At 72.6% G+C, this 22,129-nt stretch carries 30 protein-coding genes; 13 read left to right on the forward strand and 17 right to left on the reverse strand.

Annotated features, from left to right (window positions below; all coding sequences use genetic code 11):
- The first annotated feature begins 52 nt into the window (after positions 1 to 52).
- Positions 53 to 1,429 carry an LCP family protein gene (locus ABTX81_RS36135; RefSeq protein WP_350554520.1) on the forward strand — a complete coding sequence of 459 codons (1,377 nt, stop codon included), beginning with the start codon at positions 53 to 55 and terminating at the stop codon, positions 1,427 to 1,429.
- Positions 1,430 to 1,476: 47 nt separating this feature from the next.
- On the forward strand, positions 1,477 to 1,941 hold the full coding sequence (locus ABTX81_RS36140; protein ID WP_350554522.1) for an LbetaH domain-containing protein: 465 nt from the start codon (positions 1,477 to 1,479) through the stop codon (positions 1,939 to 1,941).
- Between the two features lie 66 nt (positions 1,942 to 2,007).
- On the opposite strand, the gene ABTX81_RS36145 is transcribed toward ABTX81_RS36140, so the two are convergent.
- Entirely contained in the window at positions 2,008 to 2,643 is a 636-nt protein-coding gene (locus ABTX81_RS36145) for a hypothetical protein (RefSeq protein WP_350554525.1), read from the reverse strand.
- Positions 2,644 to 2,873: 230 nt separating this feature from the next.
- Here ABTX81_RS36145 and ABTX81_RS36150 point away from each other — a divergent pair, with 230 nt between their 5' ends.
- Entirely contained in the window at positions 2,874 to 3,407 is a 534-nt protein-coding gene (locus ABTX81_RS36150) for an NUDIX hydrolase (protein ID WP_350554527.1), read from the forward strand.
- Positions 3,408 to 3,506: 99 nt separating this feature from the next.
- Here ABTX81_RS36150 and ABTX81_RS36155 read toward each other — a convergent pair whose 3' ends face one another.
- Complete coding sequence (locus tag ABTX81_RS36155) at positions 3,507 to 4,328, reverse strand: arylamine N-acetyltransferase family protein (protein WP_350554529.1); 822 nt, start codon at positions 4,326 to 4,328, stop codon at positions 3,507 to 3,509.
- A gap of 47 nt (positions 4,329 to 4,375) precedes the next feature.
- On the reverse strand, positions 4,376 to 4,714 hold the full coding sequence (locus ABTX81_RS36160; RefSeq protein WP_350554531.1) for a hypothetical protein: 339 nt from the start codon (positions 4,712 to 4,714) through the stop codon (positions 4,376 to 4,378).
- Positions 4,715 to 4,893: 179 nt separating this feature from the next.
- Between ABTX81_RS36160 and ABTX81_RS36165 the strand changes: the two genes are divergently transcribed.
- Positions 4,894 to 5,427, forward strand: a complete 534-nt coding sequence (locus ABTX81_RS36165; protein WP_350554533.1) for an RNA polymerase sigma factor — start codon at positions 4,894 to 4,896, stop codon at positions 5,425 to 5,427.
- A gap of 205 nt (positions 5,428 to 5,632) precedes the next feature.
- Positions 5,633 to 5,773, forward strand: a complete 141-nt coding sequence (locus tag ABTX81_RS36170) for a hypothetical protein (protein ID WP_350554535.1) — start codon at positions 5,633 to 5,635, stop codon at positions 5,771 to 5,773.
- Between the two features lie 122 nt (positions 5,774 to 5,895).
- Here the strand turns inward: ABTX81_RS36170 and ABTX81_RS36175 are convergent, their stop codons facing one another.
- Together ABTX81_RS36175 and ABTX81_RS36180 are read right to left on the reverse strand one after the other, a co-directional pair.
- The gene (locus ABTX81_RS36175; RefSeq protein WP_350554537.1) at positions 5,896 to 6,432 is read right to left on the reverse strand and encodes a hypothetical protein; all 537 of its coding nucleotides are present in this window, start codon (positions 6,430 to 6,432) and stop codon (positions 5,896 to 5,898) included.
- A gap of 109 nt (positions 6,433 to 6,541) precedes the next feature.
- Complete coding sequence (locus tag ABTX81_RS36180; protein ID WP_350554539.1) at positions 6,542 to 6,838, reverse strand: hypothetical protein; 297 nt, start codon at positions 6,836 to 6,838, stop codon at positions 6,542 to 6,544.
- 227 nt (positions 6,839 to 7,065) lie between these two features.
- Between ABTX81_RS36180 and ABTX81_RS36185 the strand changes: the two genes are divergently transcribed.
- Entirely contained in the window at positions 7,066 to 7,476 is a 411-nt protein-coding gene (locus ABTX81_RS36185; RefSeq protein WP_350554541.1) for a VOC family protein, read from the forward strand.
- Positions 7,477 to 7,817: 341 nt separating this feature from the next.
- Here the strand turns inward: ABTX81_RS36185 and ABTX81_RS36190 are convergent, their stop codons facing one another.
- The 5 genes from ABTX81_RS36190 to ABTX81_RS36210 all read right to left on the reverse strand — a co-directional run bounded on the left by ABTX81_RS36190 (position 7,818) and on the right by ABTX81_RS36210 (position 10,356).
- Positions 7,818 to 8,267 (reverse strand): barstar family protein, encoded by a 450-nt coding sequence (locus ABTX81_RS36190; protein WP_350554543.1) that lies wholly within the window; start codon positions 8,265 to 8,267, stop codon positions 7,818 to 7,820.
- Positions 8,257 to 8,685: a ribonuclease domain-containing protein gene (locus ABTX81_RS36195; protein WP_350554545.1), complete on the reverse strand. Its 429-nt coding sequence runs from the start codon at positions 8,683 to 8,685 to the stop codon at positions 8,257 to 8,259. The genes ABTX81_RS36190 and ABTX81_RS36195 overlap by 11 nt, the downstream gene beginning before the upstream one ends.
- Positions 8,686 to 8,800: 115 nt before the next feature.
- Positions 8,801 to 9,235 carry a VOC family protein gene (locus tag ABTX81_RS36200; protein WP_350554547.1) on the reverse strand — a complete coding sequence of 145 codons (435 nt, stop codon included), beginning with the start codon at positions 9,233 to 9,235 and terminating at the stop codon, positions 8,801 to 8,803.
- A 402-nt stretch (positions 9,236 to 9,637) separates the two neighbouring features.
- The gene (locus ABTX81_RS36205) at positions 9,638 to 9,760 is read right to left on the reverse strand and encodes a hypothetical protein (RefSeq protein WP_350554549.1); all 123 of its coding nucleotides are present in this window, start codon (positions 9,758 to 9,760) and stop codon (positions 9,638 to 9,640) included.
- A 230-nt stretch (positions 9,761 to 9,990) separates the two neighbouring features.
- Positions 9,991 to 10,356 carry an ATP-binding protein gene (locus ABTX81_RS36210; protein WP_350554551.1) on the reverse strand — a complete coding sequence of 122 codons (366 nt, stop codon included), beginning with the start codon at positions 10,354 to 10,356 and terminating at the stop codon, positions 9,991 to 9,993.
- Positions 10,357 to 10,638: 282 nt separating this feature from the next.
- Here ABTX81_RS36210 and ABTX81_RS36215 point away from each other — a divergent pair, with 282 nt between their 5' ends.
- The 3 genes from ABTX81_RS36215 to ABTX81_RS36225 all read left to right on the forward strand — a co-directional run bounded on the left by ABTX81_RS36215 (position 10,639) and on the right by ABTX81_RS36225 (position 12,297).
- A complete protein-coding gene (locus ABTX81_RS36215; protein WP_350554553.1) occupies positions 10,639 to 11,499 on the forward strand; it encodes a helix-turn-helix domain-containing protein in 861 nt (286 codons plus the stop codon).
- A 1-nt stretch (position 11,500) separates the two neighbouring features.
- Positions 11,501 to 11,695: a DUF397 domain-containing protein gene (locus ABTX81_RS36220; protein WP_350554555.1), complete on the forward strand. Its 195-nt coding sequence runs from the start codon at positions 11,501 to 11,503 to the stop codon at positions 11,693 to 11,695.
- 77 nt (positions 11,696 to 11,772) lie between these two features.
- Positions 11,773 to 12,297, forward strand: coding sequence for a peptidylprolyl isomerase (locus tag ABTX81_RS36225; protein ID WP_350554557.1), 525 nt, complete (start codon positions 11,773 to 11,775; stop codon positions 12,295 to 12,297).
- A 38-nt stretch (positions 12,298 to 12,335) separates the two neighbouring features.
- Here ABTX81_RS36225 and ABTX81_RS36230 read toward each other — a convergent pair whose 3' ends face one another.
- Positions 12,336 to 12,902 (reverse strand): TetR/AcrR family transcriptional regulator, encoded by a 567-nt coding sequence (locus ABTX81_RS36230; protein ID WP_350554559.1) that lies wholly within the window; start codon positions 12,900 to 12,902, stop codon positions 12,336 to 12,338.
- A 91-nt stretch (positions 12,903 to 12,993) separates the two neighbouring features.
- Between ABTX81_RS36230 and ABTX81_RS36235 the strand changes: the two genes are divergently transcribed.
- The gene (locus tag ABTX81_RS36235) at positions 12,994 to 13,434 is read left to right on the forward strand and encodes a DoxX family protein (RefSeq protein WP_350554561.1); all 441 of its coding nucleotides are present in this window, start codon (positions 12,994 to 12,996) and stop codon (positions 13,432 to 13,434) included.
- Positions 13,435 to 13,464: 30 nt separating this feature from the next.
- Here the strand turns inward: ABTX81_RS36235 and ABTX81_RS36240 are convergent, their stop codons facing one another.
- The 3 genes from ABTX81_RS36240 to ABTX81_RS36250 form a co-directional block, all read right to left on the reverse strand.
- Entirely contained in the window at positions 13,465 to 16,299 is a 2,835-nt protein-coding gene (locus tag ABTX81_RS36240; protein ID WP_350554563.1) for a tetratricopeptide repeat protein, read from the reverse strand.
- Positions 16,300 to 16,420: 121 nt separating this feature from the next.
- Positions 16,421 to 16,915, reverse strand: a complete 495-nt coding sequence (locus ABTX81_RS36245) for a peptidylprolyl isomerase (protein ID WP_350554565.1) — start codon at positions 16,913 to 16,915, stop codon at positions 16,421 to 16,423.
- A 217-nt stretch (positions 16,916 to 17,132) separates the two neighbouring features.
- Positions 17,133 to 17,786, reverse strand: coding sequence for a class I SAM-dependent DNA methyltransferase (locus tag ABTX81_RS36250; RefSeq protein WP_350554567.1), 654 nt, complete (start codon positions 17,784 to 17,786; stop codon positions 17,133 to 17,135).
- A gap of 55 nt (positions 17,787 to 17,841) precedes the next feature.
- Between ABTX81_RS36250 and ABTX81_RS36255 the strand changes: the two genes are divergently transcribed.
- From ABTX81_RS36255 to ABTX81_RS36265, 3 genes are all read left to right on the forward strand, one after another.
- Positions 17,842 to 18,438, forward strand: coding sequence for an NAD(P)H-dependent oxidoreductase (locus tag ABTX81_RS36255; RefSeq protein WP_350554569.1), 597 nt, complete (start codon positions 17,842 to 17,844; stop codon positions 18,436 to 18,438).
- A 171-nt stretch (positions 18,439 to 18,609) separates the two neighbouring features.
- Positions 18,610 to 19,089 carry a hypothetical protein gene (locus ABTX81_RS36260; RefSeq protein ID WP_350554571.1) on the forward strand — a complete coding sequence of 160 codons (480 nt, stop codon included), beginning with the start codon at positions 18,610 to 18,612 and terminating at the stop codon, positions 19,087 to 19,089.
- 249 nt (positions 19,090 to 19,338) lie between these two features.
- Positions 19,339 to 19,953, forward strand: coding sequence for a hypothetical protein (locus tag ABTX81_RS36265; protein ID WP_350554573.1), 615 nt, complete (start codon positions 19,339 to 19,341; stop codon positions 19,951 to 19,953).
- A gap of 65 nt (positions 19,954 to 20,018) precedes the next feature.
- Here the strand turns inward: ABTX81_RS36265 and ABTX81_RS36270 are convergent, their stop codons facing one another.
- The 3 genes from ABTX81_RS36270 to ABTX81_RS36280 form a co-directional block, all read right to left on the reverse strand.
- A complete protein-coding gene (locus tag ABTX81_RS36270) occupies positions 20,019 to 20,504 on the reverse strand; it encodes a GNAT family N-acetyltransferase (protein WP_350554575.1) in 486 nt (161 codons plus the stop codon).
- 44 nt (positions 20,505 to 20,548) lie between these two features.
- Positions 20,549 to 21,796 (reverse strand): beta-ketoacyl-[acyl-carrier-protein] synthase family protein, encoded by a 1,248-nt coding sequence (locus ABTX81_RS36275; protein WP_350554577.1) that lies wholly within the window; start codon positions 21,794 to 21,796, stop codon positions 20,549 to 20,551.
- A gap of 238 nt (positions 21,797 to 22,034) precedes the next feature.
- Positions 22,035 to 22,129 (reverse strand): acyl-CoA dehydrogenase family protein (locus ABTX81_RS36280; RefSeq protein ID WP_350554586.1); only part of this gene is annotated, 95 nt, incomplete at its 5' end.

Here is a 22,129-nt window from a genome sequence, read left to right on the forward strand (position 1 = left end):
GTGGGGGCCCCGGGGGGAGTCACGGGTCGCGGCGTCGGGCATCCTCTCCCACATGAACACGTGGCAGGAGGGCCGCCCGGGCGGCGGCGGGAACCCGTACGGCGGCGGCAACGGCGGCGGGGGCCCCGCGTACGGGCGCGGGGGCGGCGCCGAGCCGCCGCTGCCCGCCGGGCTGAACCCGCGCGGGCCGGGCGCGCCGGCGCCCCGGCAGCCCCAGCCGCAGGCGCAGCCGCCCCAGCAGGCCCGGCAGCCGCAGGCGCCCGGGTACGGGCCGGCGCAGGGCTACGGCCCCGGGCAGGGGCAGCCGGGCCGGGCGGGCGGTGTGCCGGCCCAGGGCGGACCCGGTGCGCCGGGCGGGGCCGGTGGGCCCGGTGGGCAGGGCGGACCGGGCGGGCCGATATCCCCGGGTGGGCCGCAGGCGCCGGCCGGCGCCCGGTCCTCGCGCTGGCCGCGGCGCCGGATCGTGAAGTGGTCGGTCTTCGGCGTGCTGATCGCCCTGATGGTCACCACGGTCTCCACCTGGTTCTGGGCGGATTCCAAGCTCAACCACGAGAACGTGCTCGCCGACTACCCCGGCCGCCCCGCCGCGGGCAAGGGCACCAACTGGCTGATCGTCGGCTCCGACAGCCGCAACGGCCTGTCCGACTCCCAGGAGGAGGACCTGCACACCGGCCACGCGGGCGGCAAGCGCAGCGACTCGATGATGATCCTGCACGTCGGGGACAACGGGAACACCCTGATGAGCATCCCGCGCGACTCCTGGGTGCCGATCCCCGAGCACACCGGCGAGAACGGCAAGCCCGTCAAGGCGACCACCGCGAAGATCAATTCGGCGTTCGCGACGGGCGGCGGCAAGCTGCTCGCGCAGACCGTCGAGACGAACACGGGCATCCGCATCGACCACTACGCCGAGATCGGCTTCGCCGGCTTCGTGGGCATCGTCGACTCGGTCGGCGGCGTGGACATGTGCATCGAGCAGGACGTCAAGGACAAGGACTCCGGCCTCGACCTCAAGGCCGGCTGCCAGAACCTCGACGGCACCCAGGCGCTGGCCTTCGTCCGCCAGCGCCACCAGATGGCCGACCAGGACCTCGGCCGGATGCGCAACCAGCAGAAGTTCCTCGGCGCGCTGGCCAAGCAGGCGGCCTCCCCGGCCACCGTGCTCAACCCGTTCACCTTCTACCCGCTGGTCTCCTCCGGCCTCGGCACGCTGATCGTCGACGACGACGCCGGGCTGACCGACCTGGGCTCGCTGTTCCTCGCCATGAAGGACGTCAACGGCGGCAGCGGCAAGAGCATCACGGTGCCGATCGCCAACCCGGACTTCAAGACCAACACCGGGGAGTCGGCGGTGAAGTGGGACACCGCGAAGGCCAAGCAGGTCTTCGACGCCTTCAAGAACGACACCGCCGTGCCGGACGTCAAGTAGCGCCGGGCGCGCGTGACTCGCCGTAGCGCCGTCGCCACAATGGGTGGATGCCACTCGTCACCGCGCTGATCCACCGCCGCCGCCACCGCCTCCTGGGCCGCCTGGTCCAGGAGGCGCTCGCGTTGTACGGGATGGAGGTGCCGGCCGCCGTCGAGATCGGGCCGGGCCTCGTGGTGTTCCACCGGGGCTTCGGCACCGTGCTGCACCCGTACACCACGCTCGGCGCCGGGGTGACGCTGTACAACGGCGTGACGGTCGGACGGGCCGACCCGTGGGTGCCGCAGGAGCGGAGCGCGATGCGGCGGGTGGTGGTGGAGGACGGCGCGGTGCTGTGCACGGGCGCCAAGGTGATCTGCAAGGAGGGCGTGCTGACCGTCGGCGCGGGCACCGTCGTGGGCGCCAACGCCGTGCTGACCCGCTCGACCGGTCCGGGCGAGATCTGGGCCGGCGCCCCCGCCCGCCGGATCGGCCTGCGGGCGGGGTGGCCGGCGGGCGACCCGGCGCTCGGCTGAGCGGCCCGGCGGTCGGGCGGGCGGGGTTGGGGTCGGGCGGAGGTTGGGGTCCGGCGGCCGGGCGGCTCAGCGGACGGCCACGCCCGGGAGGTGGCCGGTGGCGCACTCCGCGTACCGGTGGACGGGCTCGCCCCGCCAGCCGGCCCCCTCCCCCGCGACGCCCTCGCGTTCACCCGCGAAGCCGTGGTGGATCACCCGCCCGCCGTACCCGTCCGCCCAGCGGGCCCGCGCCAGGTGGACGACGAGGGTGGCCGGGTGCTGCGGCTGGGGGCGCTCCAGGACGAGTTCGCGCATGCGCGCCCCCGGCGGGAAGGTGACCACGGCCTCGCTGGTCCGCAGCCGCGCCCGGCGGGGCTCGATCTCCACCGCCCAGTACGCGGACACCGTGACCTCCAGCCGCCCGTCGAGGCCGCTCTCGTCCGGCTGGACGTACTCCTCGTCGGGGACCCAGCGCGCGTGGTTGCGGATGTCGTCCGGACCGAACCACTCGGCCCAGGTGACCCAGTAGCCCGCCACGTGCTTGACCGTCATGTCCTCGCGGGCGATCCGCACCGGGATCCGGGTCAGGCTGGCGGGCTCGCTCAGCAGCAGGACGCGACCGTCCGCGTCGACCCGGAGGTCATCCTGCGGCTCGAAGGACAGGACGGTCACCGGCTCGAAGGTCACCTCGCCGTCGTCCTTGCGCCGACTCGTCTGCCTCATGAGTGAACCACCTTGCCGGAAAACGGAGTTGAACGGTTCACGGCCACCCGGGAGGCGGGCCGGCCGCGCCTCGCGCAGCATATGGCGCACGGCCGGCGGCGACGCCTGATTCCGGCGAATCCCCCCGGAGCGGACGGCGCGCGGCTATTCTGCGCCTGCACACCACGCCGTGCGCGCCCCCGGCCACCCGTTCGCGCCGTCGGCGCGCCCCACCGAAGGAGCCCGCCCCGATGGGTGACGCACACTGGCGGGAGCTCCACCGCGAGCCGATCCACCGCGCGTACGGACGCGGCGCCGACCGGGTGACCTTCGCGATGCCGGACGGCCGGGAGGAGGTCTACCACCTGGCCAACGAGTACGCGGCCGCGGCCGTGGTCGCCCTGACGACGGACCGGCGCATCGTGCTGACCAGGCAGTTCCGGCCCGGCCCGCAGGCCGTGCTGTACGAGCTGCCGGGCGGCGTGGTCGACGCCGGCGAGTCCCCCGAGGCCGCCGCCGCCCGCGAGCTCGCCGAGGAGACCGGCTACCGGGGCGACGTCGAACTCGTCACCGCCACCTGGCACGACGCCTACTCCAACGGCGTGCGCTACGCATACGTCGCCACCGACTGCACCCCCACCGCCCGGCTCGCGCACGAGCCCAACGAGTTCATCGACGTGGTGCTGATGGACCTCGCGGAGTTCCGGTCCACCGTGCTGCGCCGCGGCCGGCTCTCCGACGTCGGCCCGGCCTACCTGGGCCTGGACCACCTCGGCCTGCTGTAGCGCACGCGGCGCGATCCGCTCGCCCCGGCCGCCCGGTCCGGCGGATCCCGGGCCGATGTGCCCCACCCGGCCACGCCGCCCGACGGCTGGGCGTCGGGCTCAGGGGGCTTTCGGCAGACGGTCCAGGGGCATGTCGAAGTGGATGCGGTAGGCGGCGAGGGCGGCGTCCGGGGCGAGCGGTTCCTCGGTGCGGGTGCCGTCCGGGGCGGTGCGCAGGAGGCGGGTGCCGCCGGTGGCGCGGGTGCTGGTGAGGGTGATCCGGCCGCCGTCCGGGGTGGGGCGGGAGCAGGTGGTCCCCCGGGTGAAGTGCGAGTCCGGGGACGTGGTCTGCCACCAGCAGGTCGGCACGAAGTCGGCCAGCGGATGCGGACGCCGCTCCAGCCGGTACTGCGGCTCGCCGTCGAGGCTGACGTCGAGGTCGTCGGCCGTGCCGCTCGGGAGGATGGTGAACACGCCCGCCGGGTCGTGCTGTTCACCGCGCTCGTCGAGCAGCAGCGGCCGGCGGGTGAACCGTCCGAAGCCCACGTCGACCAGCCACGCCGACCCGTCCGCCTCCACCCGCAGCGCGAGGTGGTCGAACGGCGGCCCGGGCTCGGCGCCGGCGAAGACCCGGGCGGCGAGCAGATCCACCCGGTAGCCGAGCGCGCGCAGCAACGCGGCGAAGGCGCCGTTGAGTTCGTAGCAGAACCCGCCGCGCCGCCGGTCGACGATCTTCTCCAGCAGCGCGACGGGTTCGAGCACCACGGGCTCGCCGAGGTGGATGCTCAGGTTCTCGAACGGCACGGCGTCCAGGTGCGCCTCCTGCAGCCGCGCCAGCTCGGCGGCGCCCGACCGCCCGGGCCGCCCGGCCCCGATCCGGTCGAGGTACGCCGCCACCTGGGCGGCGGTGAGGCCTTCGGGGTTCTTCGAGGGTTCGTCCACACCGCCATCCAAGCGGACGCCGCCCCTCCGGCCATCGGTCCCCGGACCTAAGCCCTGCGGCGGGTACCCCGGGCGAGGGTCAGGACGAACCACAGGGCGGCGAGGTAGCGGCGGTGCCGGTGCGGACCGGGGGCCAGCCGCCGCGACAGTTCCGCCCGCCACCGCGGCAGCAGCCGGAGCCGGGCGGACCTCGTCAGCCGCAGGCCGACGAGCAGGGTCAGCAGGAGGCCCGGGACGCGCAGCAGGGCGTCGCGCACCACGGCGGTGGTGAGGTCGAGGAGGACTGCGGACAGCAACGCGGCCAGCAGCGCGGTGCGCCAGCCCGTCAGATCCTCGCCGAGGAGGACGGTGTGCGGCGCTGCGGGGGGAACCATGGAGTACCTCATGCCTCCTCGACGAGGCCGGGGCGCTCGCGCTGCCACCGACATCCCTGCAAGGAAAGCGAGTTCGGCATCGTCGAAGGAGTGAGGGATGGCGACGGACCACCCCCGCGAAGTCCAACGGAAGGACGCCCATGGCGAAGTCGGAAGGGGCGGGCGCTCATGGCCCGTCCCCGTCGGCGCCGATGAGCGAGGCGCATCTCGAGGAGCTCGTCCGCGACCTCCTGCCGCGCCTGGTGACCAGTCTCCGCGAGATGACGCACGACGAGCAGACGGCCGAGAACATCGCCGCCAGGACCTGCATGGTCGTGATCAACGAGGTCCGCAAGGGGACGGTGTTCCACCGGCCGGTGATCGCCTACGCCACCACCGTGGCGCGTCGGATGGCCATCGACCACTGGCGGTCGGCCGCCGCCCGCCGGGAGGAGCCGGTCGCGGAGATCCCCGAGGGGAGCCGGCCCGCGACCGCCGGGGAGCCCGGCACCGGCGACCCGGGTGCGCGGCTGGAGTTCGAGGAGCTGCTGCGGATCGTCCACAAGGCGATCGGCGACCAGCGGCAGGCGCGGATCTGGGAACTCCACCACATCTGGCTCTGGAAGGGGGCGGAGATCGCCGAGACCCTCGGGATCTCCGCGTCCACCGTGTCCCGCGAGCTGAAGCGGGCGAACGAGCGGGCGCGGACGGCGCCGATCCCGCTGCCGCGCAGGGAAGCCGACTGAGTGACTGGGTCCGCGTCTAGGGTGCGCGAGCCGGCCGGGCGGCCGGCCCGCGGGCCCGGGTCGGGGCGCCAGAGAGGAGCCTCGCGGGACGGTGGTCGCTCGACAGGCCACCGTCCCTGTAACCGGGAAGGGAAAACGTATGCATGAGTTCGGGCGGCCGGCAACGGGGGGGCGGCCGCAGAACCAGCAGGCGGGGGGGACCGACGTGTTCGAGAACTGGGACACGCTGTACGCCGGGCTGTCCGCGGGGGCGGACACCCTCGGCGACGCCGTCGGGGAGCAGGCGGGGGATCTCTCGATGTGGGACGTTCCGTGGTCCGTCACGGAGACGGGGGGAACGCTGTGACGTGCGCGTCGGTCCGAGGACGGGTCGCCGTGCGGCGACCGGTTGCCCCGGCTCCACTACGGCTCTAGCCGGGGCCGCCGCGGAGCAGGCCTGCCGCCGGAGCAGGCGGCAGGCCTGCCTGCTCAGGCCCGGGGCGCGGCGGACTCGCGGAGGTGGGCGCCGGCGTAGGCGGCCGCCTCCTCGCGGCTCGTGCACGGGGCGGCGTCGGGGGCGGGGGTGCCGAGGGAGCCGTCGGCGGCCCGGGCGGTCCAGGTCCAGTGGCCGGTGGCCCGGTCCTGGGTCAGTTCCGCCTCGCCGCCGAACAGTTCGAAGGTGACGGGGGCCGGGGTGGCGGCCGAGGGGCGGGGGACGGCGTCGGGCCACTTCTTGCGGGCGCCCTGGCGGGTGATGCCCCAGGCCGCGCCCAGCTGCTCGTAGCTCGCGCCGTACCCGCCGGCGGTGCCGGCCGCGATCTCGGTCAGCCGCTTGACCTCGGCGTCCACCACCTTCCAGGCGGCGAGCACGCCGAGCGCCACCTCGGCCGGGTCGCCGCCCCACATGCGGTGCTCGGGCTGTCCGGTCGCCCGGGCGCGGACGGCCGAGGCGAGCGGATTGAGGGCGTCGAGGAGGGCGCGCGCCAGTTCGGCCTGCTCATCGGGAGTGATCCGAGGCTTCGTCATGACGACAACCATAGTTGCCAGGTGCGGATTTGGTAACCGAAGTTGTCAAATGGACCGGCGCAGGACGCCGGATGGGCCGACTTCCCGCGCCAGGACCCCTCGCCGGGCGTCAGGGGACGTAGACGCTCCGGCCGGCGATCGGCGCGTAGAACTCGCCGGGGACGATGACGTGCTCGATCCGGCCCGTGCAGCCCGACCCGGTCCAGACCTGGACGGCCGAGTCGGTCAGGTTCGCCACCGTCGGGGGCACGAAGTCGCCCAGCGGGAGGCAGCCGCTCGGCTCCGGGAACGCGGCACCGTCGATGATCAGCACTCCATGGGCCGCGTACGCGGCGTTCGGGACCCCGACGGCCAGGGCGGCCGCCGCCAGCCAGGCCCCGAGAACGGTTGCGGTGCGTCGCTTCATGCGCCCATCTCCCTTTCGCTCGCGGCGCGACCACCCCGTTGCGGCCCCGCCGGTGCGGCTCAAGGTAGTGAGGCGATGGCGCGGAGCGGCGCAACGGCGGGCCCGGCGACACGGACGCGGAGTGGAAAGTCGGACCGGCCGACTTCCTGTGCCGCGCGCTGTCACACGGGGCGGCCGGGATCCGTCAGGGAGGCAGAAGGACGACACCACCGAAGAAGGGCAACACCGTGCTCACCAGGGTCATGTACGTCACGGTCTACGTCACCGACCAGGACCGCGCGCTGCGGTTCTACACCGAGCAACTGGGGCTGGAGAAGCGCATCGACTACCCCGGCCCCGACGGCCGCTTCCTGACCGTCGGCGCCCAGGGCCACCCGTTCGAGATCATCCTCTGGTCGCACGCCGCGGCCGCCGGCCAGCCGGCCGATCGCGAGGACGCGGGCGTGCCCGGCCCGCTCGTCCTGGAGTCGGACGACCTGCGGAAGGACTTCGAGATCTGGCGCGAGCGCGGGGTCGTCTTCGACGCGCCCGCGCCGGAGGACTACGCGTTCGGCATCCGCATCGAGGCGACCGACCCGGACGGCAACCGGATCTCGCTGCGGCAGCAGAACCCGGTGCGGACCGCCGCCGACCGCTGAGCGCCGGCCGGCCACGGAAAGGGCCCGGCCCGGGGAGCGATTCCCCGGGCCGGGCCTGTGACGTCCGGTCCGCGTGCGGGCCGCGGGGCGGGTCGCCCCGGCGGGGTCGGGCGCCCGAGGTGGCGGACATCTGCTGGATAGCGCTGTTGCCCGGCACCAGCATGAACGGGCTCCAGTTGCCGGTCGCGTCGTTCCCGTCCGCGGTGCAGATGGTGTCGTCCCAGGCGATCGCGTACAGGTGCACGGTGCTGCCGATGGCCGTGGCGCGACACCCGGACTCCCCATCATAGACATGACAACAAAGCCGCCCCCGTCCGGGCCGCGGCATCTCCGCGTCGCGGTCAGAGGGCGCGCGCGGCCGTCCGGAGCCGCTGCTGGGTGGGGGCGGCTCGGGACGGGGCGGTGGTGAAGAGGACCCGGAGCGGGGAGTCGGTGGTGAGGGTGGTGGCGGCGGCCGCGTCCAGGATGGCGAGGAGGAGGGCGAGCTGGTCGGGCGGCTCGTCGGCGAGGAGGGCGTCGGCGGCCGTGACGAGGACGAGCAGGCGGGTGGCGGTCTCGGCGCCGGGCGGGTGGAGGACGTCGGTGAGGCACTCCTCGAAGGCGTCCCAGTTGTGGCCGAAGTAGCCCGGGAAGGTGAGGGCTTGGGCCCACTCCGCGAAGAGCGCGGCCTTGGCGCGACAGTGGTCGCCGCGGACCAGGCAGAGCCGGTGGGTGCCGGTGGCGAAGCCGGCCCAGGGGTGGCCCGGCAGGAGGTCCCACCGGGCCGGGCCGAGCGGCTGGTCAGCAGCCATCGGCGATTTCACGGAAGTCGTCGTAGTGGTCGGCGGTGTACCAGGTGCGGTCGGTGGCCTCGTCGCGGACCAGCCGCTCGGCGTCGCGGCGGGTGGTGGGCGTCGGGCGGGGGTTGACGTCGTACTCGCGGTAGGCGCCGCCCGCCGGGAGGTCGCCGCTGCGGTTGCCGTACGGGTTGCCGCCGCGGATGAACCGCGGGCCGGGGAGGCGGAAGTCGACCGGCCGGGGGTTGGCGGGCCAGCCGAGGCCGAGCCAGATGTGGCAGGCGTCCTCGACCTGGGGAGGGAAGTCCTCGACGGGGAGCGGCGGTTGGATGACCGCGCGCGTCGCCGGAGCCGCCCAGGCCGGGGCGGCGGGGAGGACGGGGCAGGCGAGCGCGAGGACCAGGGCGGCCTGGGCCAGACGGCGGAGGGTCATGGGTACCCGTTTCCGTGCGGGAGTGCGTGCAGGGAAGGGGTACCGCACGGGGGTTGGGCGAGCGGGCGGGCGCGCCGGGAGCGGCGTGACGCCCACCCGCCCGGGTGATGCCACCTCAGTCGAGGCAGAACTCGTTGCCCTCGATGTCCTGCATCACGATGCAGGACTCGTACTCGCCATCGGCCTCCATGACGCGCTCGCACACCGCGCCGAGCGCCATCAGCCGGTCCCGCTCGGCCTTCAGCGTGGCCAGGCGCTCGTCCCCCACGAGCCCGGTGCCGGCCCGCACGCAGAGGTGCACCCGGTTCTTGACGACCTTGCCCTCGGGAACGCGCTGGAAGAGCAGCCGCGGGCCGGCGCCCGTGGGGTCACTGCACGCGAAGTACCGGGGCTGGTCCTCGGGCTTGTGCAGGCGGTCGAAGTCGTCCCAACTGGCGAACCCCTCCGGCGGGGACGGGACGACGTACCCCAGCACCTCGCACCAGAAGCGGGCGAGCCGGGTGGGCTCCGCACAGTCGAACGTGACCTGGAACTGCTTCACCGATGACATCGGGCCACCCTAGCAAGGGGGCTTTCCCGGGCCGGGGCGGCGGCGAAGGCACCACGGGTGATCGCATTCCGGTGGTGAATGGACGGAACTGGTCAAGTCCCAGGATCGTATGCGTCGTCAGAATTTGTGTTGAACACGCGATCTGACACCACCTGGCCGGCGAGGCCGGGCGGACCGAGCCTCACCGCCGTCGTCAGCCGCCGTCGGCGCCACCAGGGCTAACCGGTCGCCACCCCACCTTGTCCATGAGCTCCGGCCTCTACGCGCTGCGGCCCGGATCGGGCGGGCCAGGCCGGCGAGAACTGCGCGACGTACTCGGCGAACGGTGGGATGCCGGCCTGCGCGCGGCACTCGTCCAACGCGTTGCTCCGGGGGCTGGGGACGGGCAGCCGCCGGTGGGCGTCAGTTGGGCTGGTCGTCGTTGGTGTGGTGGTGGACCTTGAGGGCGGTGATGACGCCCGTGATCACGGTGGCGATGGCGAGGGCCAGGAGGACGGCGAAGGCCGCGCCGATGAGGAAGCTCACTGGGGAGAGGTCCCCTCGCGGAGGAGCGTGAGGAGGTTGAGGAGGGTGGCGAGGGAGGTGTCGCCGAAGTCGATGAGGAGGCGGCCGTCGATGGTGTGGCCGTTGACGGCGGCGGATCCCCACTGGATGCCGAGGGGCTTGCCGCGCTCGTGGAGTTCGCGGAGGAGGGCGGTGACCTCGGGCTCGGTGTAGGTGCGGAGGTAGGTGTCGTGGGGGGGTGATGGGGGCGTTCACGCGGCGGCGTCCAGCTCGAACCAGACGGACTTGCCGTGCTTGGTGGGGGTGGCGCCGAAGCGGTGGGTGAGGGCGTGGACGAGGTGGAGGCCCCGGCCGGAGAGGGCGAAGGGGTCAGCGCTCACCTGGGGCTCGGGGATGGTGGGGCTGTCGTCGCAGACGACGACGCGGAGGGTGCGCGGGCGGAGGATGAGGATGACGCGGGGCGCCTGTGAGCCGGCGTGCTTCCAGGCGTTGACGTACAGCTCGTGGAGGGCGAGTTCGGCGTCGGCGATGGTGTCCGACTGCCAGTGGGAGGCGAGGAGGGCGGCCCGGAGCTCGTTGCGGGCGTCGGAGCAGTCGGGCGAGTTGAAGGCACGCATGGTGAACCTCCGTGGGGTGGTGGTGAGGGGGAGGAGAGATGCCACCGTGAGCCAGGCCTGTGCGGTTGCTCTTCGGCGCATGGGCAGCAGGTACCTACTGCCGGTGAAGTACAGCTGTACTGACGGATCGTCGGACTTCGACGGCCATGACAGTACATCCAAAGTTCCTCATGAGATACCGACTCGGCCAAGGTTCACCCGCAAGTGCGCTCTCCAAGGCGCCGGTGGACCAAAGTGGCGCCTGCGCTGCACACTTGGGCTACTTCACGTAAGGACAGAGCCATGCCGCCACGCCGACACCCAACCTTCAGGCAGCGCCGGCTCGGGGCCGAACTGCGCCGGATGCGGGAGGCAGCATCGCTCAGCGGCCCACAGTTGGCCAGGATTCTCGACATCGACGTGAGCCAGGTCAGCCAGATGGAGACCGGCCGGATCGGCGTCAGCCGTCAGCGGATCCGCGCGATAGCCGATGCCTGCAGATGCCTCAACGACCCACTCATCCAAGCATTGGGCGGCATGACCCAGGATCGATCGAAGGGATGGTGGGAGGACTACCGAGGTTCGCTACCCGCTGCCTTCTTCGAATCTGCGGAGCACGAGGAGTTCGCCACAGGCACCGTCAAGGTCTGGGCATCAATGTTCCTGCCGGGAGTCCTTCAGACGGCCGACTACGCAAAGGGAATGTTCAGCCGGAGGGTTCCGAGCCTCACCGTCGACGAGATCGACCTCCGCACGGCCTTCCGCACTCAGCGACGAAATTTCTTGCTCCGGCATCCGGAGAAGAAATTTGAGGCATACATTCACGAGTCATGCCTTGTCACGCGTTTCGGCGGCACCGAGGTGCTGCGCCAGCAGCTACAGCGCCTCGTCGAGGACTCGTACCGCGGCAACGTTACGATTCGCATCATCCCATTCAAGGCCCACACGTACCCTGGAGTGACTGAGAGCTTCATCTACAGCTACGGCGAGGTCACGGAGCTTGATACCGTGGAGACCGACTCCTCGCGAGGGCCGGAATTCTACGACGCGCCGAACGAGCTGAACAGCTACCGGGCTATTTTGGGGCGCATCGAGAAGGCCTCTCTCGATGAAAAGGAGTCGCGCGAGATGATAACCGCGACATCCCGAGAGTTGAAGGACTGAAGTGCCTCAGAACACATGGCAGAAGTCGTCTTTTAGCAGCTCGACCGACGAGTGCGTTGAAGTTCGGATCTCGGATTGGGGCGTCGAGCTTCGCGAGTCCGAAACCGGCCATATTGTTGCCCACACCGACCCCTTGAGCTTTGCCAACTTGCTCCAGGCCATCAAGGCCGGAGAGCTTGACCAGTACGCTCTCTGAATTGGCCAAGCGGCGGCCCTCGCTCGACCGAGCGAGGGCCGCCGCCTTGCAACCCAGCTCGAAAGGCTCCCTGACCCATGGGCTCGCAGCACTACGCCATCATCAGGACCAACCACGGCTCCATCACCGCCAAGCTCTTCCAGTTCCACACCCCTCGCACGGTGCGCAACTTCGTCGAACTGGCCGAGGGCTCCCGGGAGTGGACGGACCCCTCGACCGGGGCTCCCACCAACGCCCCGCTCTACAACGGGACGACCTTCCACCGCGTCATCCCCAACTTCATGATCCAGGGCGGCGACCCCCTCGGTGACGGCTCCGGCGGCCCCGGCTACGAGTTCGCCGACGAGTTCCACCCCGAGCTCTTCTTCACCAAGCCCTACCTCCTGGCCATGGCCAACGCCGGCCCGAACACCAACGGCTCCCAGTTCTTCATCACCACCCGCGCCACCCCGCACCTCAACCGCAAGCACACCATCTTCGGCGAGGTCACCGACCCCGACAGCCAGAAGGTCGTCGACGCCATCTCCGCCACCCCGACCGGCCCGGGCGACCGCCCCGTGGAGCCCGTCGTCATCGAATCGGTGACCATCGAGATCCGCTGAGTCCTCCCCCGGAGTAGGAAGTCGGCGCCACCGACTTCCTACTCCGCTCCCCCGAACACCACCCGCAGCACCTCGCGCGCCAGCTCCTCCACATCCACCTCGCCCCGGCTCTCCGGCAGCGCCCCGTTCAACCACAGGCTCGCGAAGCCGTGCGCGAGCGACCACGCCGCGATCGTCGTCGCCCGCTCCGCCCCCTCCCCCGGCGAGAGCTTCCGCCCGCTCGCCGCCAGCACCGCGCCGGCCCGGTCGCGGGCCACCAGCAGCTCCGGGTCGTCCGCCCGGTACAGCTCCGGCCGGAACATCACCTCGAAGTACGCCCGGTGGTCCACCGCGAACCGCACGTACGCCACCCCCGATCCGTACGGATCCCCCGCCGCCCGCTCCAACGCGTCCGCGAACCGCTCGAACCCCTCCGCGGCGACCGCCGTCAGCACCCCCGCCTTGTCCCCGAAGTGGTGCGCCGGCGCAGCGTGCGACACCCCCGCCCGGCGCGCCAACTCCCGCAGGCTCCAGCCCGACGGCCCCGACTCCTCGACCGCCGCCAGCGCAGCGTCCAGCACCGCCCGCCGCAGGTTCCCGTGGTGGTAGCTCTCGGCCTTCCCCATCCCGCTCCCTCTTTCCATCTAGTTCCATCTAGGCATTGACAAGATTACCCGACCGCGCAAATCTTGTCAGTGACAAGATTGGAGTGCCCCCATGGCCCCGCTCATCGCCCTCCTCGGCGGCTTCACCGTCCTCCGTCTGCTCGGCCTGATCGCCGTCGACGGCCTCGACGCCTGGCAGCCGGCCGTCCGCGGCGCCCTCGCGCTGATGTTCGTCACCACCGGCGTGCCGCACTTCGTGCCCGCCTTCCGCCGCGGCTTCGTCGCGATGATCCCGCCGGCCCTCCCCCGCCCCGACCTGCTGGTCACGCTCACCGGCGTCCTCGAACTGACCGGCGCCGTCGGCCTCCTCGTCCCGCCGCTCGCCCCCTACGCGGCCACCGGGCTCGCCCTGCTGATGCTCGCGATGTTCCCCGCCAACGTGCGCGCGGCCCGCAGTGGCCTCACCCTCGCCGGCAAGCCGGTCACGCCACTGCCCGCCCGGACGGCCCTGCAGGTGCTCTTCGTCGCGGCAGCGGTGGCTGCGGCGGTCTGACCGGAGCAGGAAGTCGGCGGGTCCGACTTCCTACTCCGCCTTCCGCGGTCTCCACCCCTCGTTGTGCGCGATCGCCGCAGCCCTCAGAGCACGGGCCTCGCCGTCGGGATCACCCAGCTCGCCGAACAGCTCTGCCGCCCGCATGAACACCCCACAGGCCTCCCCCCTCAACCTCGCCCTGCTCAGGATGTCGCCGAGGGTCATCAGCGCCGTCGCCTCCCTGAACCCGTCACCCTGCTCGGCGAACAGTTGGACCGCCTGGAGCATCAACTCGACCGCGCCCTCCGTGTGCCCCGCTGTGCTCAGCACATGGCCCAGCCAACTCAGGGAGACCGCCTTGCCCTGGGAGTCGCCCACCTCGGCGAACGCCGCAACAGCACGGGCGTACGCAGTCGCAGCCTCGTCGAGCAGGCCCAGTCGCTCCTTCGCCAGCCCGAGACTGTTCAGCGCCCGGCCTTCGCCCGCGCGGTCCTCGAACTCCCGGAAGAGCGCAGCGGCCTCGCCACTCACCTCGGCCGACTCCTCCAGCCGCCCCACCCTGCTCAGGACGGATCCCATACCGCGGAGCGCCCCCGCCTCGCCGTGCCGATCACCCGACTCCCGCATCAGGGCCAGCGCCCGGGTGAAGACCTCGACCGCCTCCTCCGAGCGATTCAGCCGACGGAGCGCGTCGCCGAGACCGATCAGCGCGGTGGCTTCGCGATGCCCATCACCGAGGTCACTGAAGAGAGCGGCCGCCTCCGTACCGGCTTCAACGGCCTCTTCGAACGCCCGGAGGCCGGACACCGCCGTACACAGGCTCACCAGCGCCTGCGCTTCGCCCGACCGGTCGCCCACCTCACGGAAGGTCACGGCGGCCCGCCTGCCGGCACCGGCCGCCTCCGAGTACTGCTTCGCCGAGTACCGGGCCACGCTCAGATTGACCAGGGCCAAGGCCTCGCCGTAGCGATCACCACGGTCGTGGTGCAGTTCGGCTGCTCGCGCACCGACATCCGCCGCTTCCTCGAACCGGTGGACCCGGCACAACGCCGCAGCGAGATTGACGAGGGCGATGGCCCGGCCGCTGCCCTCGTCCAGCTCCTCCAACACCGCCAGCGCTTGCCTCTGGGTGTCCACGGCCTCCTCGAACCTCCGCAGAGCCAGCTGGGCCAACCCGAGGTTCGTCAGCACGAGGGCCTCGTCGTGGCGATCGCCGGACGCGCGGTACAGCCCCGCCGCCTCGGCGAGGACGTCGGCCGACTCCTCGAACCGGCGCATCTCGTGCAGGGCGAGGCCGAGGTTGTTGAGAGGGGCGGCGCAGTACCGGTCACCGAGCTCACGGCTGATGGCGATCCCGCGGGTGTGCACGTCGACCGACTCCTCGAATCGGCGCAACTGCCGGAGGGCGGATCCCAGGCCGTCCAACGCCTCCGCCTCGGCGCGGCTGTCCCCCGTAGGGCGGGCCGCGGCAACGGCCGCCGTCGCGACGGCGAACCAGTCATCGGCCCGACGCCAGTCCTGGAAACGCGCGGCCATGGCGCCGGCGAGGGCGATCGTGGTGTCCGGATGCCCCAGTGGAGGGTCTGCCACAGCCAGGGCGACGAGATTGACGCGCTCCGTCTCCAGCCAGTCGAGGGCGGCCGCGCGGTCGGCGAAGGCGGGGGACGGAGTGCCGCCGCGCCTCACGTGGCTGTCGGCGGCGTCGGTGGTGGTGACGTAGTGGTCGTGCAGGCGGGTGCGGGCCTCTTCACGGGCGTCGGGCTCCGCCTGGGCGGTGCCGTGGGCGTGGGCGTAGAGGCGGACCAGATCGTGCAGACGCCAGCGGCCCCAGTCCTGGCCGGGTTCCACCAGGTGGGCGCGGGCGAGGCCTTGGAGGAGTTCTTCCGTCGGGTAGGGGTCCGCGTCGATCAGGTGGGCGGCGGACTCGGTCGACAGGTCCGGGCCCGGGTTGAGGGGGAGGAGGCGGAAGAGACGGGCGTGGGGAGCGTCGAGGGCCTGGTAGGACAGATCAAAGGCCGCGCGCACGGCTCGGTCCTCGCGGCGGAGGCGGTCGAGGCGGGTGTGGGCGTCGGTGAGCGCGCGGACGAGGGAGGTGAGGGGGCGGGTGGGGGCGTCGGCGAGGAGGGCCGCGGTGATGCGCAGCGCGAGGGGCAGACCGGCGCAGAGGCGGGCGAGGACCCTGGCGTCCTCGGGTGCGTCGGTGATGCGGGAGTCGGCCTCGCGGGCCTGGCGCAGGACGCGGTCGAGGAGGTCGACGGCCGCCCCGTCGCCCAGCACCCGCAGGTCGTGCAGGCGGGCGTCCAGGGCGAGGGTGTGGCGGGAGGTGACCAGGGCGGTCGTCGCTCCGTCGCTCGGGAGGAGCGGCTCGACCTGCTCGGCGGTGGCGGCGTTGTCCAGCACGAGCAGCACCCGCCGTCCCGCCCGCGCGAGCGCCGCGAGGGCCGAACGGAGCAGCCGCGAGCGGTCCTGGATGTCCGGCGGGATGTGCTCGCCCGGCACGCCGACGGCGCGCAGCAGTCCGTCGAGCGCCTGCTCCGGGGCCATGCGCCGGGCCGGGTCGTAGCCGAAGAGGTCGACGAACAGCACTCCGCCCGGGAACCACCCGTCCTCGCGGGCGGCCCACGCCGCCGCCTGGACGGCCAGCTCGGTCTTGCCGACGCCCGCGAGCCCCGCGACCGCCGCGACCAGCACGGTGCCGGAGCCGCCCGGGGAGAGATCGGCGAGGACGGCGGACAGCTCGGCGTCACGCCCCGTGAACGCGGGCGAGGCGGGCGGGAGCCCCGACAGGGCCGGCGCGATCGTGGGCGGCAGCCTGAGGTGCACCACCTCGCCCTGGACCACCGTGTGGAAGAAGACGCCGTCGCTGATCTCGTTGTGCACCGACACGGCTCACCACGGTACGCACAACCGCACGCCGCGGGGATGGAGCCGGCGGCGCGAAAACGCGCGGACGCGGCCCGCGTGGTGGCGCGGGCCGCGTCCGAATGCGGGCGGAAGGGGCGAGCCCTTACTCCACGATGCCGGACTTGGCGATGGTGACCTTGGCCTTGGGCTTGCCGCTCTGCGAGCCCAGGTCCTCGATCTTCTTCACGATGTCCATGCCCTCGACGACCTCGCCGAAGACGACGTGCTTGCCGTCCAGCCAGTCGGTGACGATGGTGGTGATGAAGAACTGCGAGCCGTTGGTGTTCCTGCCCGCGTTGGCCATGGAGAGCTGGCCCGGCTTGGTGTGCTTGATCTGGAAGTTCTCGTCCGCGAACTTCTCGCCGTAGATGCTCTTGCCGCCGGTGCCGTCACCGCGGGTGAAGTCACCGCCCTGCAGCATGAACGCCGGGATGACGCGGTGGAAGGACGAGCCCTCGTAGCCGAAGCCGTTCTGGCCGGTGGCCAGCTCACGGAAGTTCTGCGCGGTCTTCGGGACGACGTCGTCGAAGAGCGTGAAGACGATCTTGCCGGCCGGCTCGTCGTTGATGGTGATGTCGAAGTAAACGTTGGAACCCATGCAGGGATCATGGCATGCCGGGTGTCCCGGCGCGCGGCGCCCCCCGGCGCGCGGTCACGCTCCGCCGACCGGTGATCAACGGAATCGGCCCGGGGGAACATCGAGGAAGCCACCGCTCTCCTCGACCAGGCGGCCGCCGTCCACCAGGCACGGACCGAGGTGACCCCGGCGGCCGAGCCCCGGACGGACGCGTAGTCCGTGCCTCGGCGCGGCTCCGCTACGTCACCTTGTGGGCGAGGAGGTAGGCCTGGGGGGTCCGCTCGTCGGGCTCTGGCTCGCGGACGAGGCGGGTGGTGACCGTAAGGCCGGCTTCGGTGGCCAGGGTCTCGATGTGGGCGGGTTGCCGGCGGCGGAAGTCCAGGGCGGCGGGGTAGCCGAAGGGGTCCTCGATGCGGAGGGCGCCCTCGCCGGCCTGGAAGGCCAGCACGACCGGGGCGCCCGGGGACAGGGTGCGGTGGAACTCGGCGAAGACCTGTGGCAGGAGTCCGGCGGGGGTGTGGATGATCGAGTACCAGGCGACGATGCCGGCCAACTCGCCGTCGCCGTACGGCAGGTCCAGCAGGGAGCCGACCCGGAAGGGGATCTCCGGGTGGGCGGCGCGGGCCAGGTCGACCATGCGCGGGGAGAGGTCGAGGCCGGAGACGTCCAGGCCGAGGGCGGCCAGGTGGCCCGTGATCCGGCCCGGGCCGCAGCCGAGTTCGGCGACGGGGCCGCCGCCGGACGTGGTGACCAGCTCGGCGAAGGCGGCGAGCATCGCGCGGTCCCAGGTCGCGGTGGCCAGGGCGGCGCCATAGCGGTCGGCGTAGTCGGCGGCGACGGCGTCGTAGAACGTGCGGGCGGCGGTGAGGAATTCGGGCTCGGCGGCGGTCACGACGATCGACCCTACCGGGGTTAGGATCGGCCGATCCGCAGGGGCAGGAGGGGGCATGGTGAAGGTCGGGATCTATCTGGCGCATCCGAAGCCGGGGAGCTTCAACCACGCGCTGTTCGAGGCGGTGGCGGACGAGCTGCGCGGACGGGGCGCCGAGGTCGTCGCGCACGACCTCTACGCCGAGGAGTTCTCGCCGTTGCTCACCGCCGGGGAGACCGGGACGGTGGCGGCGAGCGGGGCCGCCGAGGACGGCCAACTGGCGTCGCACCGGGAAGAGGTGGCGACGCTGGACGCCCTCGTGCTGGTGCACCCCAACTGGTGGGGCATGCCGCCCGCCGTGCTCGCCGGGTGGGTGCAGCGGGTGATGGTGCCGGGGGTCGCGTACAAGCTGGGGACGGCGGACGGGGAGCCGGTCGGGTTGCTGCGGGCCGGGCGGGCGCTGGTGCTGAACACCTCGGACACCCCCGAGGCCCGGGAGCGCGAGGAGTTCGGGGATCCGCTGGAGCGGATCTGGGCCGCGTGCGTGCTGCCCTACGTCGGTGTGACGGACGTTCGCAGACGGGTGTTCCGCACCGTGACCGATTCCTCGGACGCCGAGCGCGCGCAGTGGCTGCGCCAGGCGCGGCAGGACGCGGCGGCGCTGATCGGCTGACGCGGACCGGAGCAGTGCCCGGCCGCACGTAGACGGCGGGCGGCGGAATGATCGTCCGGGGCGGAGCACCGGGCCGGCGGCCCACCGTGCGTGCTAGAACCGTCGGCGGCAGTGACCGCTCACCCGCGATCGCCGCCTCGGCACCTCCTCGACCGAAACCGAAGGAGAACCATGTCCGCCGCACGCACCGCACGCACCGCCCTGCCCGCCGCCCTCGCCGCGCTGACGCTGCTGCTCTCCGGCGCGGCCACCGCGACCACCGCCTCCGCCGCCACGACCACCACCACGGGCCTGGACGGCACCTGGGCCTGCTCCGTCCCGTCCGGCTACGTCTACGACGGGGTGTTGATGAGCCGCAGCTGCAGCGGCGGCGGGAGCTGGAACTCCCCGCAGTTCCACCTGCGCACGCCCGTCGACGGGCTGACCGCCTGTACCGGCGCGCCGGGCTTCACCTACGACTCCGTCGGCCACAGCACCACGTGCAGCCAGACGTCCGGCGTCCTGGCCACCACCTTCCACCTGCGGGTCCCGGTGAACGGCATGTGGGCGTGCAGCGTCCCCAGCGGCTGGACCTACAGCGCCACCACCTCGAACCTGGACTGCGCCAGCGTCCAGGGGGTGCCGACCACCAAGTTCCGCCTGGTGGGCTGAGGCCGGGAGGGCTCGTCGAGAGCGCGGGCGACCCGGCGGCGGCCGGGTCGCCCGATCGGCTGACATGAACCGGAGGAACCGCGCGGAGTGCGTAGACGGCGGGCGGCGGAATGATCGTCCGGGGCGGAGCACCGGGCCGACGGCCCGCCGTGCGTGCTAGAACCGTCGGCGGCGGCAGTGAACGCTCACCCGCGATCGCCGTCGCCGGCACCGTGCATCCATCGGCAACTCCTCCACCGAAGGAGAACCATGTCCGTCGCACGAACCGCGCGAACCCTCCGGAGCGCCCTGCTCGCGGCCTTGGCCGCACTGGCCCTGCTGCTCTCCGGCGCGGCCGCCACCGCTCCCGCCTCCGCCGCCACGACGACCACCACGGGCCTGGACGGCGTCTGGGCCTGTGACGTCCCGGCCGGCTACGTCTACGACCAGGTGTCCATGAACCGCAGCTGTAGCGGCGGCGGCAGCTGGAACTCGCCGCAGTTCCACCTGCGCACCCCCGTCGACGGGCTGACCGCGTGCATCAGCAACCCGGCCTTCGTCTACGACTCCATCTCCTGGGGCTACTCGTGCAGCCAGCAGTCCGGCGTGATCTCCAACGCCTACCACCTGCGCACCCCGTACGACGGTCTCACCGCGTGCGTGGGCACCCCGGCCTTCACGTATGACTTCACCGGCCGCAGCACCTCCTGCAGCCTGCTGTACGGGAGCAGTGTCCCGTCCACCACCTTCCACCTGCGCACGCCGGTGAACGGCATGTGGGCGTGCGACGTTCCCCGCGGCTGGACCTACAGCGCCACCACGTCGAACCTGGACTGCGCGACCGGCCCGAACGTCCCCACCACCAAGTTCCTCCTGGTCCACTGAGACCGAGCACGGCCCGCGGAACGGACGGGCGGCCCGGCGACGGCCGGGCCGCCCGCACGCCGCGCTCAGGCGAGGTCCAGCTCCGCGACCTCCTGCTCCCAGCTGAGCTCGCCCGTCGGCCGGAAGCCGAGGCGGGCGTAGAACCCGGCCGGGCCGCCCTCCCCGGGCACATAGGTGACGCAGACCCGGGTGCCGCCGCGACGGCGGATCTCGGCGGCGACCTGCTCGACGGCGAAGCGGCCGTATCCCCTGCTCTGGGAGTCCGCGGCGATGTTGAGGCGCCAGAGTCCGGAGCGCGGCTGATCGCCGGGCTGGAAGACGACGTCGAAGAAGGCCATCACGAACCCGACCAGCCGCTCGCCGTCGTAGACCAGCCGCGGCCAGGCGGTCTCGCCGTACGCGTACGCCTCGGCCAGCGACTTGGCGACCGGGGCGACCAGGTGTTCCTGGTCGGGGCGGACCTTCAACTGCAGGGCGGCGTCGATGTTCTTCGGGGTGACCGGTTCCAGCCGCAGGGCCGGGAGCGGGGATGCTTCCGTCGGTGTGGACATGGCGGTCACACTAATGAGCGCCGGGCCGTCGGTCGCCCCGGTTTTCAGGACACCGCCGTGAACACCAGCGAGGCGTTGTGGCCGCCGAAGCCGAAGGCGTTGGTGAGCGCCGCGCCGAGCGGGCCCCGGCGCGCGGCGCCCGCGACCACGTCCAGCTTGACCGCCGGGTCCTGCCGCTCCAGGTTGCGGGTGGGCGGGACGACGCCGTCGCGCAGCGCGAGGACGGCCGCGAGCGCGCCCACCGCGCCCGCCGCGCCGAAGAGGTGACCGGTCATCGACTTGGTGGCGGTGACCACCGGGTGGGCGCCGATCGCCTCGGTGACCGACTCGGCCTCGACCAGGTCGCCGAGCGGGGTGGAGGTGGCGTGGGCCTGGACCAGCGCGATGTCCAGCGGCGACAGCCCGGCCTCGGCGACCGCCCGGCGCATCGCGCGGACCTGGCCCTCGGCGGCGGCCGCGGTGATGTGGTGGGCGTCGGAGGTGACCGCCGCGCCGGCCAGGGCGGCATGGGCGCGGGCCCGGCGGGCGGCGGCGAAGCCGGCCCGTTCCAGGACGACGACGGCCGCGCCCTCGCCGATCACGAAGCCGTCCCGGTCGACGTCGAACGGGCGGGAGGCGCGGCCGGGCTCGTCGTTGCGCAGCGAGTGGGCCCTGGCCTGGGCGAAGCCGGCCAGAGTCAGCGGGCAGATGCACGCCTCGGCGCCGCCCGCCACCACCACGTCGGCCCGGCCGAGGCGGATGAGGTCCAGGCCGAGCGCGATCGCCTCGGCGCCGGACGCGCAGGCGCTCACTGGGGTGTGCGCGCCGGCCCGGGCGCCGAGTTCGATGGAGACCCAGGCGGCCGGACCGTTGGCCATCAGCATCGGCACGGTGTGCGGGGAGACCTTGCGGACGCCGGACGCCTCCAGGACGTCGTCCTGGCCGAGCATGGTGAGCGCGCCGCCGGTGCCGGTGCCGATCACCACGGCCAGCCGCTCGCCGTCGACCTCGGGGGCGCCGGCGTCGACCCAGGCCTCGCGGGCGGCGATCAGCGCGACCTGCTCGCAGCGGTCGAGCCGCCGGGCCTGTACCCGGTCCAGGACCTCGGACGGTTCGACCGCGAGCTGCCCGGCGATCCGGATCGGGAGTCCGGCGGCCCAGTCGGCCTCGATCGGCCGGACGCCGCCGTCGCCGGCCAGCAGCGCGGCCCAGGTGGAGGCGACGTCGCCGCCGAGCGGCGTGGTCGCGCCGAGGCCGGTGACCAGCACCGGCTCGGTGGAGAGGCCTCGGGGCCGGTTGTTGTCAGTACCCATCGAAAGAGCTCCATGGCTTCTGTGGAGGTTGTGAGGTAGGGACAACTCCCCGCGCCGGTGGGTGCGGGGCGTCTTCGCCTCGATGCCCACACTGCCATGGCCGTGATGGTCATTCAGGTGTGCCAGTCAACCGATTCGACGGGTCGGCCCTTATAGAGATCCTCCAATCCGGGCGAAAAGCCGGGAGCCCCCGGCCGAGTCATCGGCCGGGGGCTCCGGTGCGTGCCGGCTGCCGGGCTCACGGCAGGTTGCGGGCCATCACGATGCGCTGGATCTGGTTGGTGCCCTCGTAGATCTGGGTGATCTTCGCGTCCCGCATCATCCGCTCCAGCG

Source organism: Kitasatospora sp. NPDC097605 (genome assembly GCF_040302725.1).
GTDB lineage: Bacteria > Actinomycetota > Actinomycetes > Streptomycetales > Streptomycetaceae > Kitasatospora.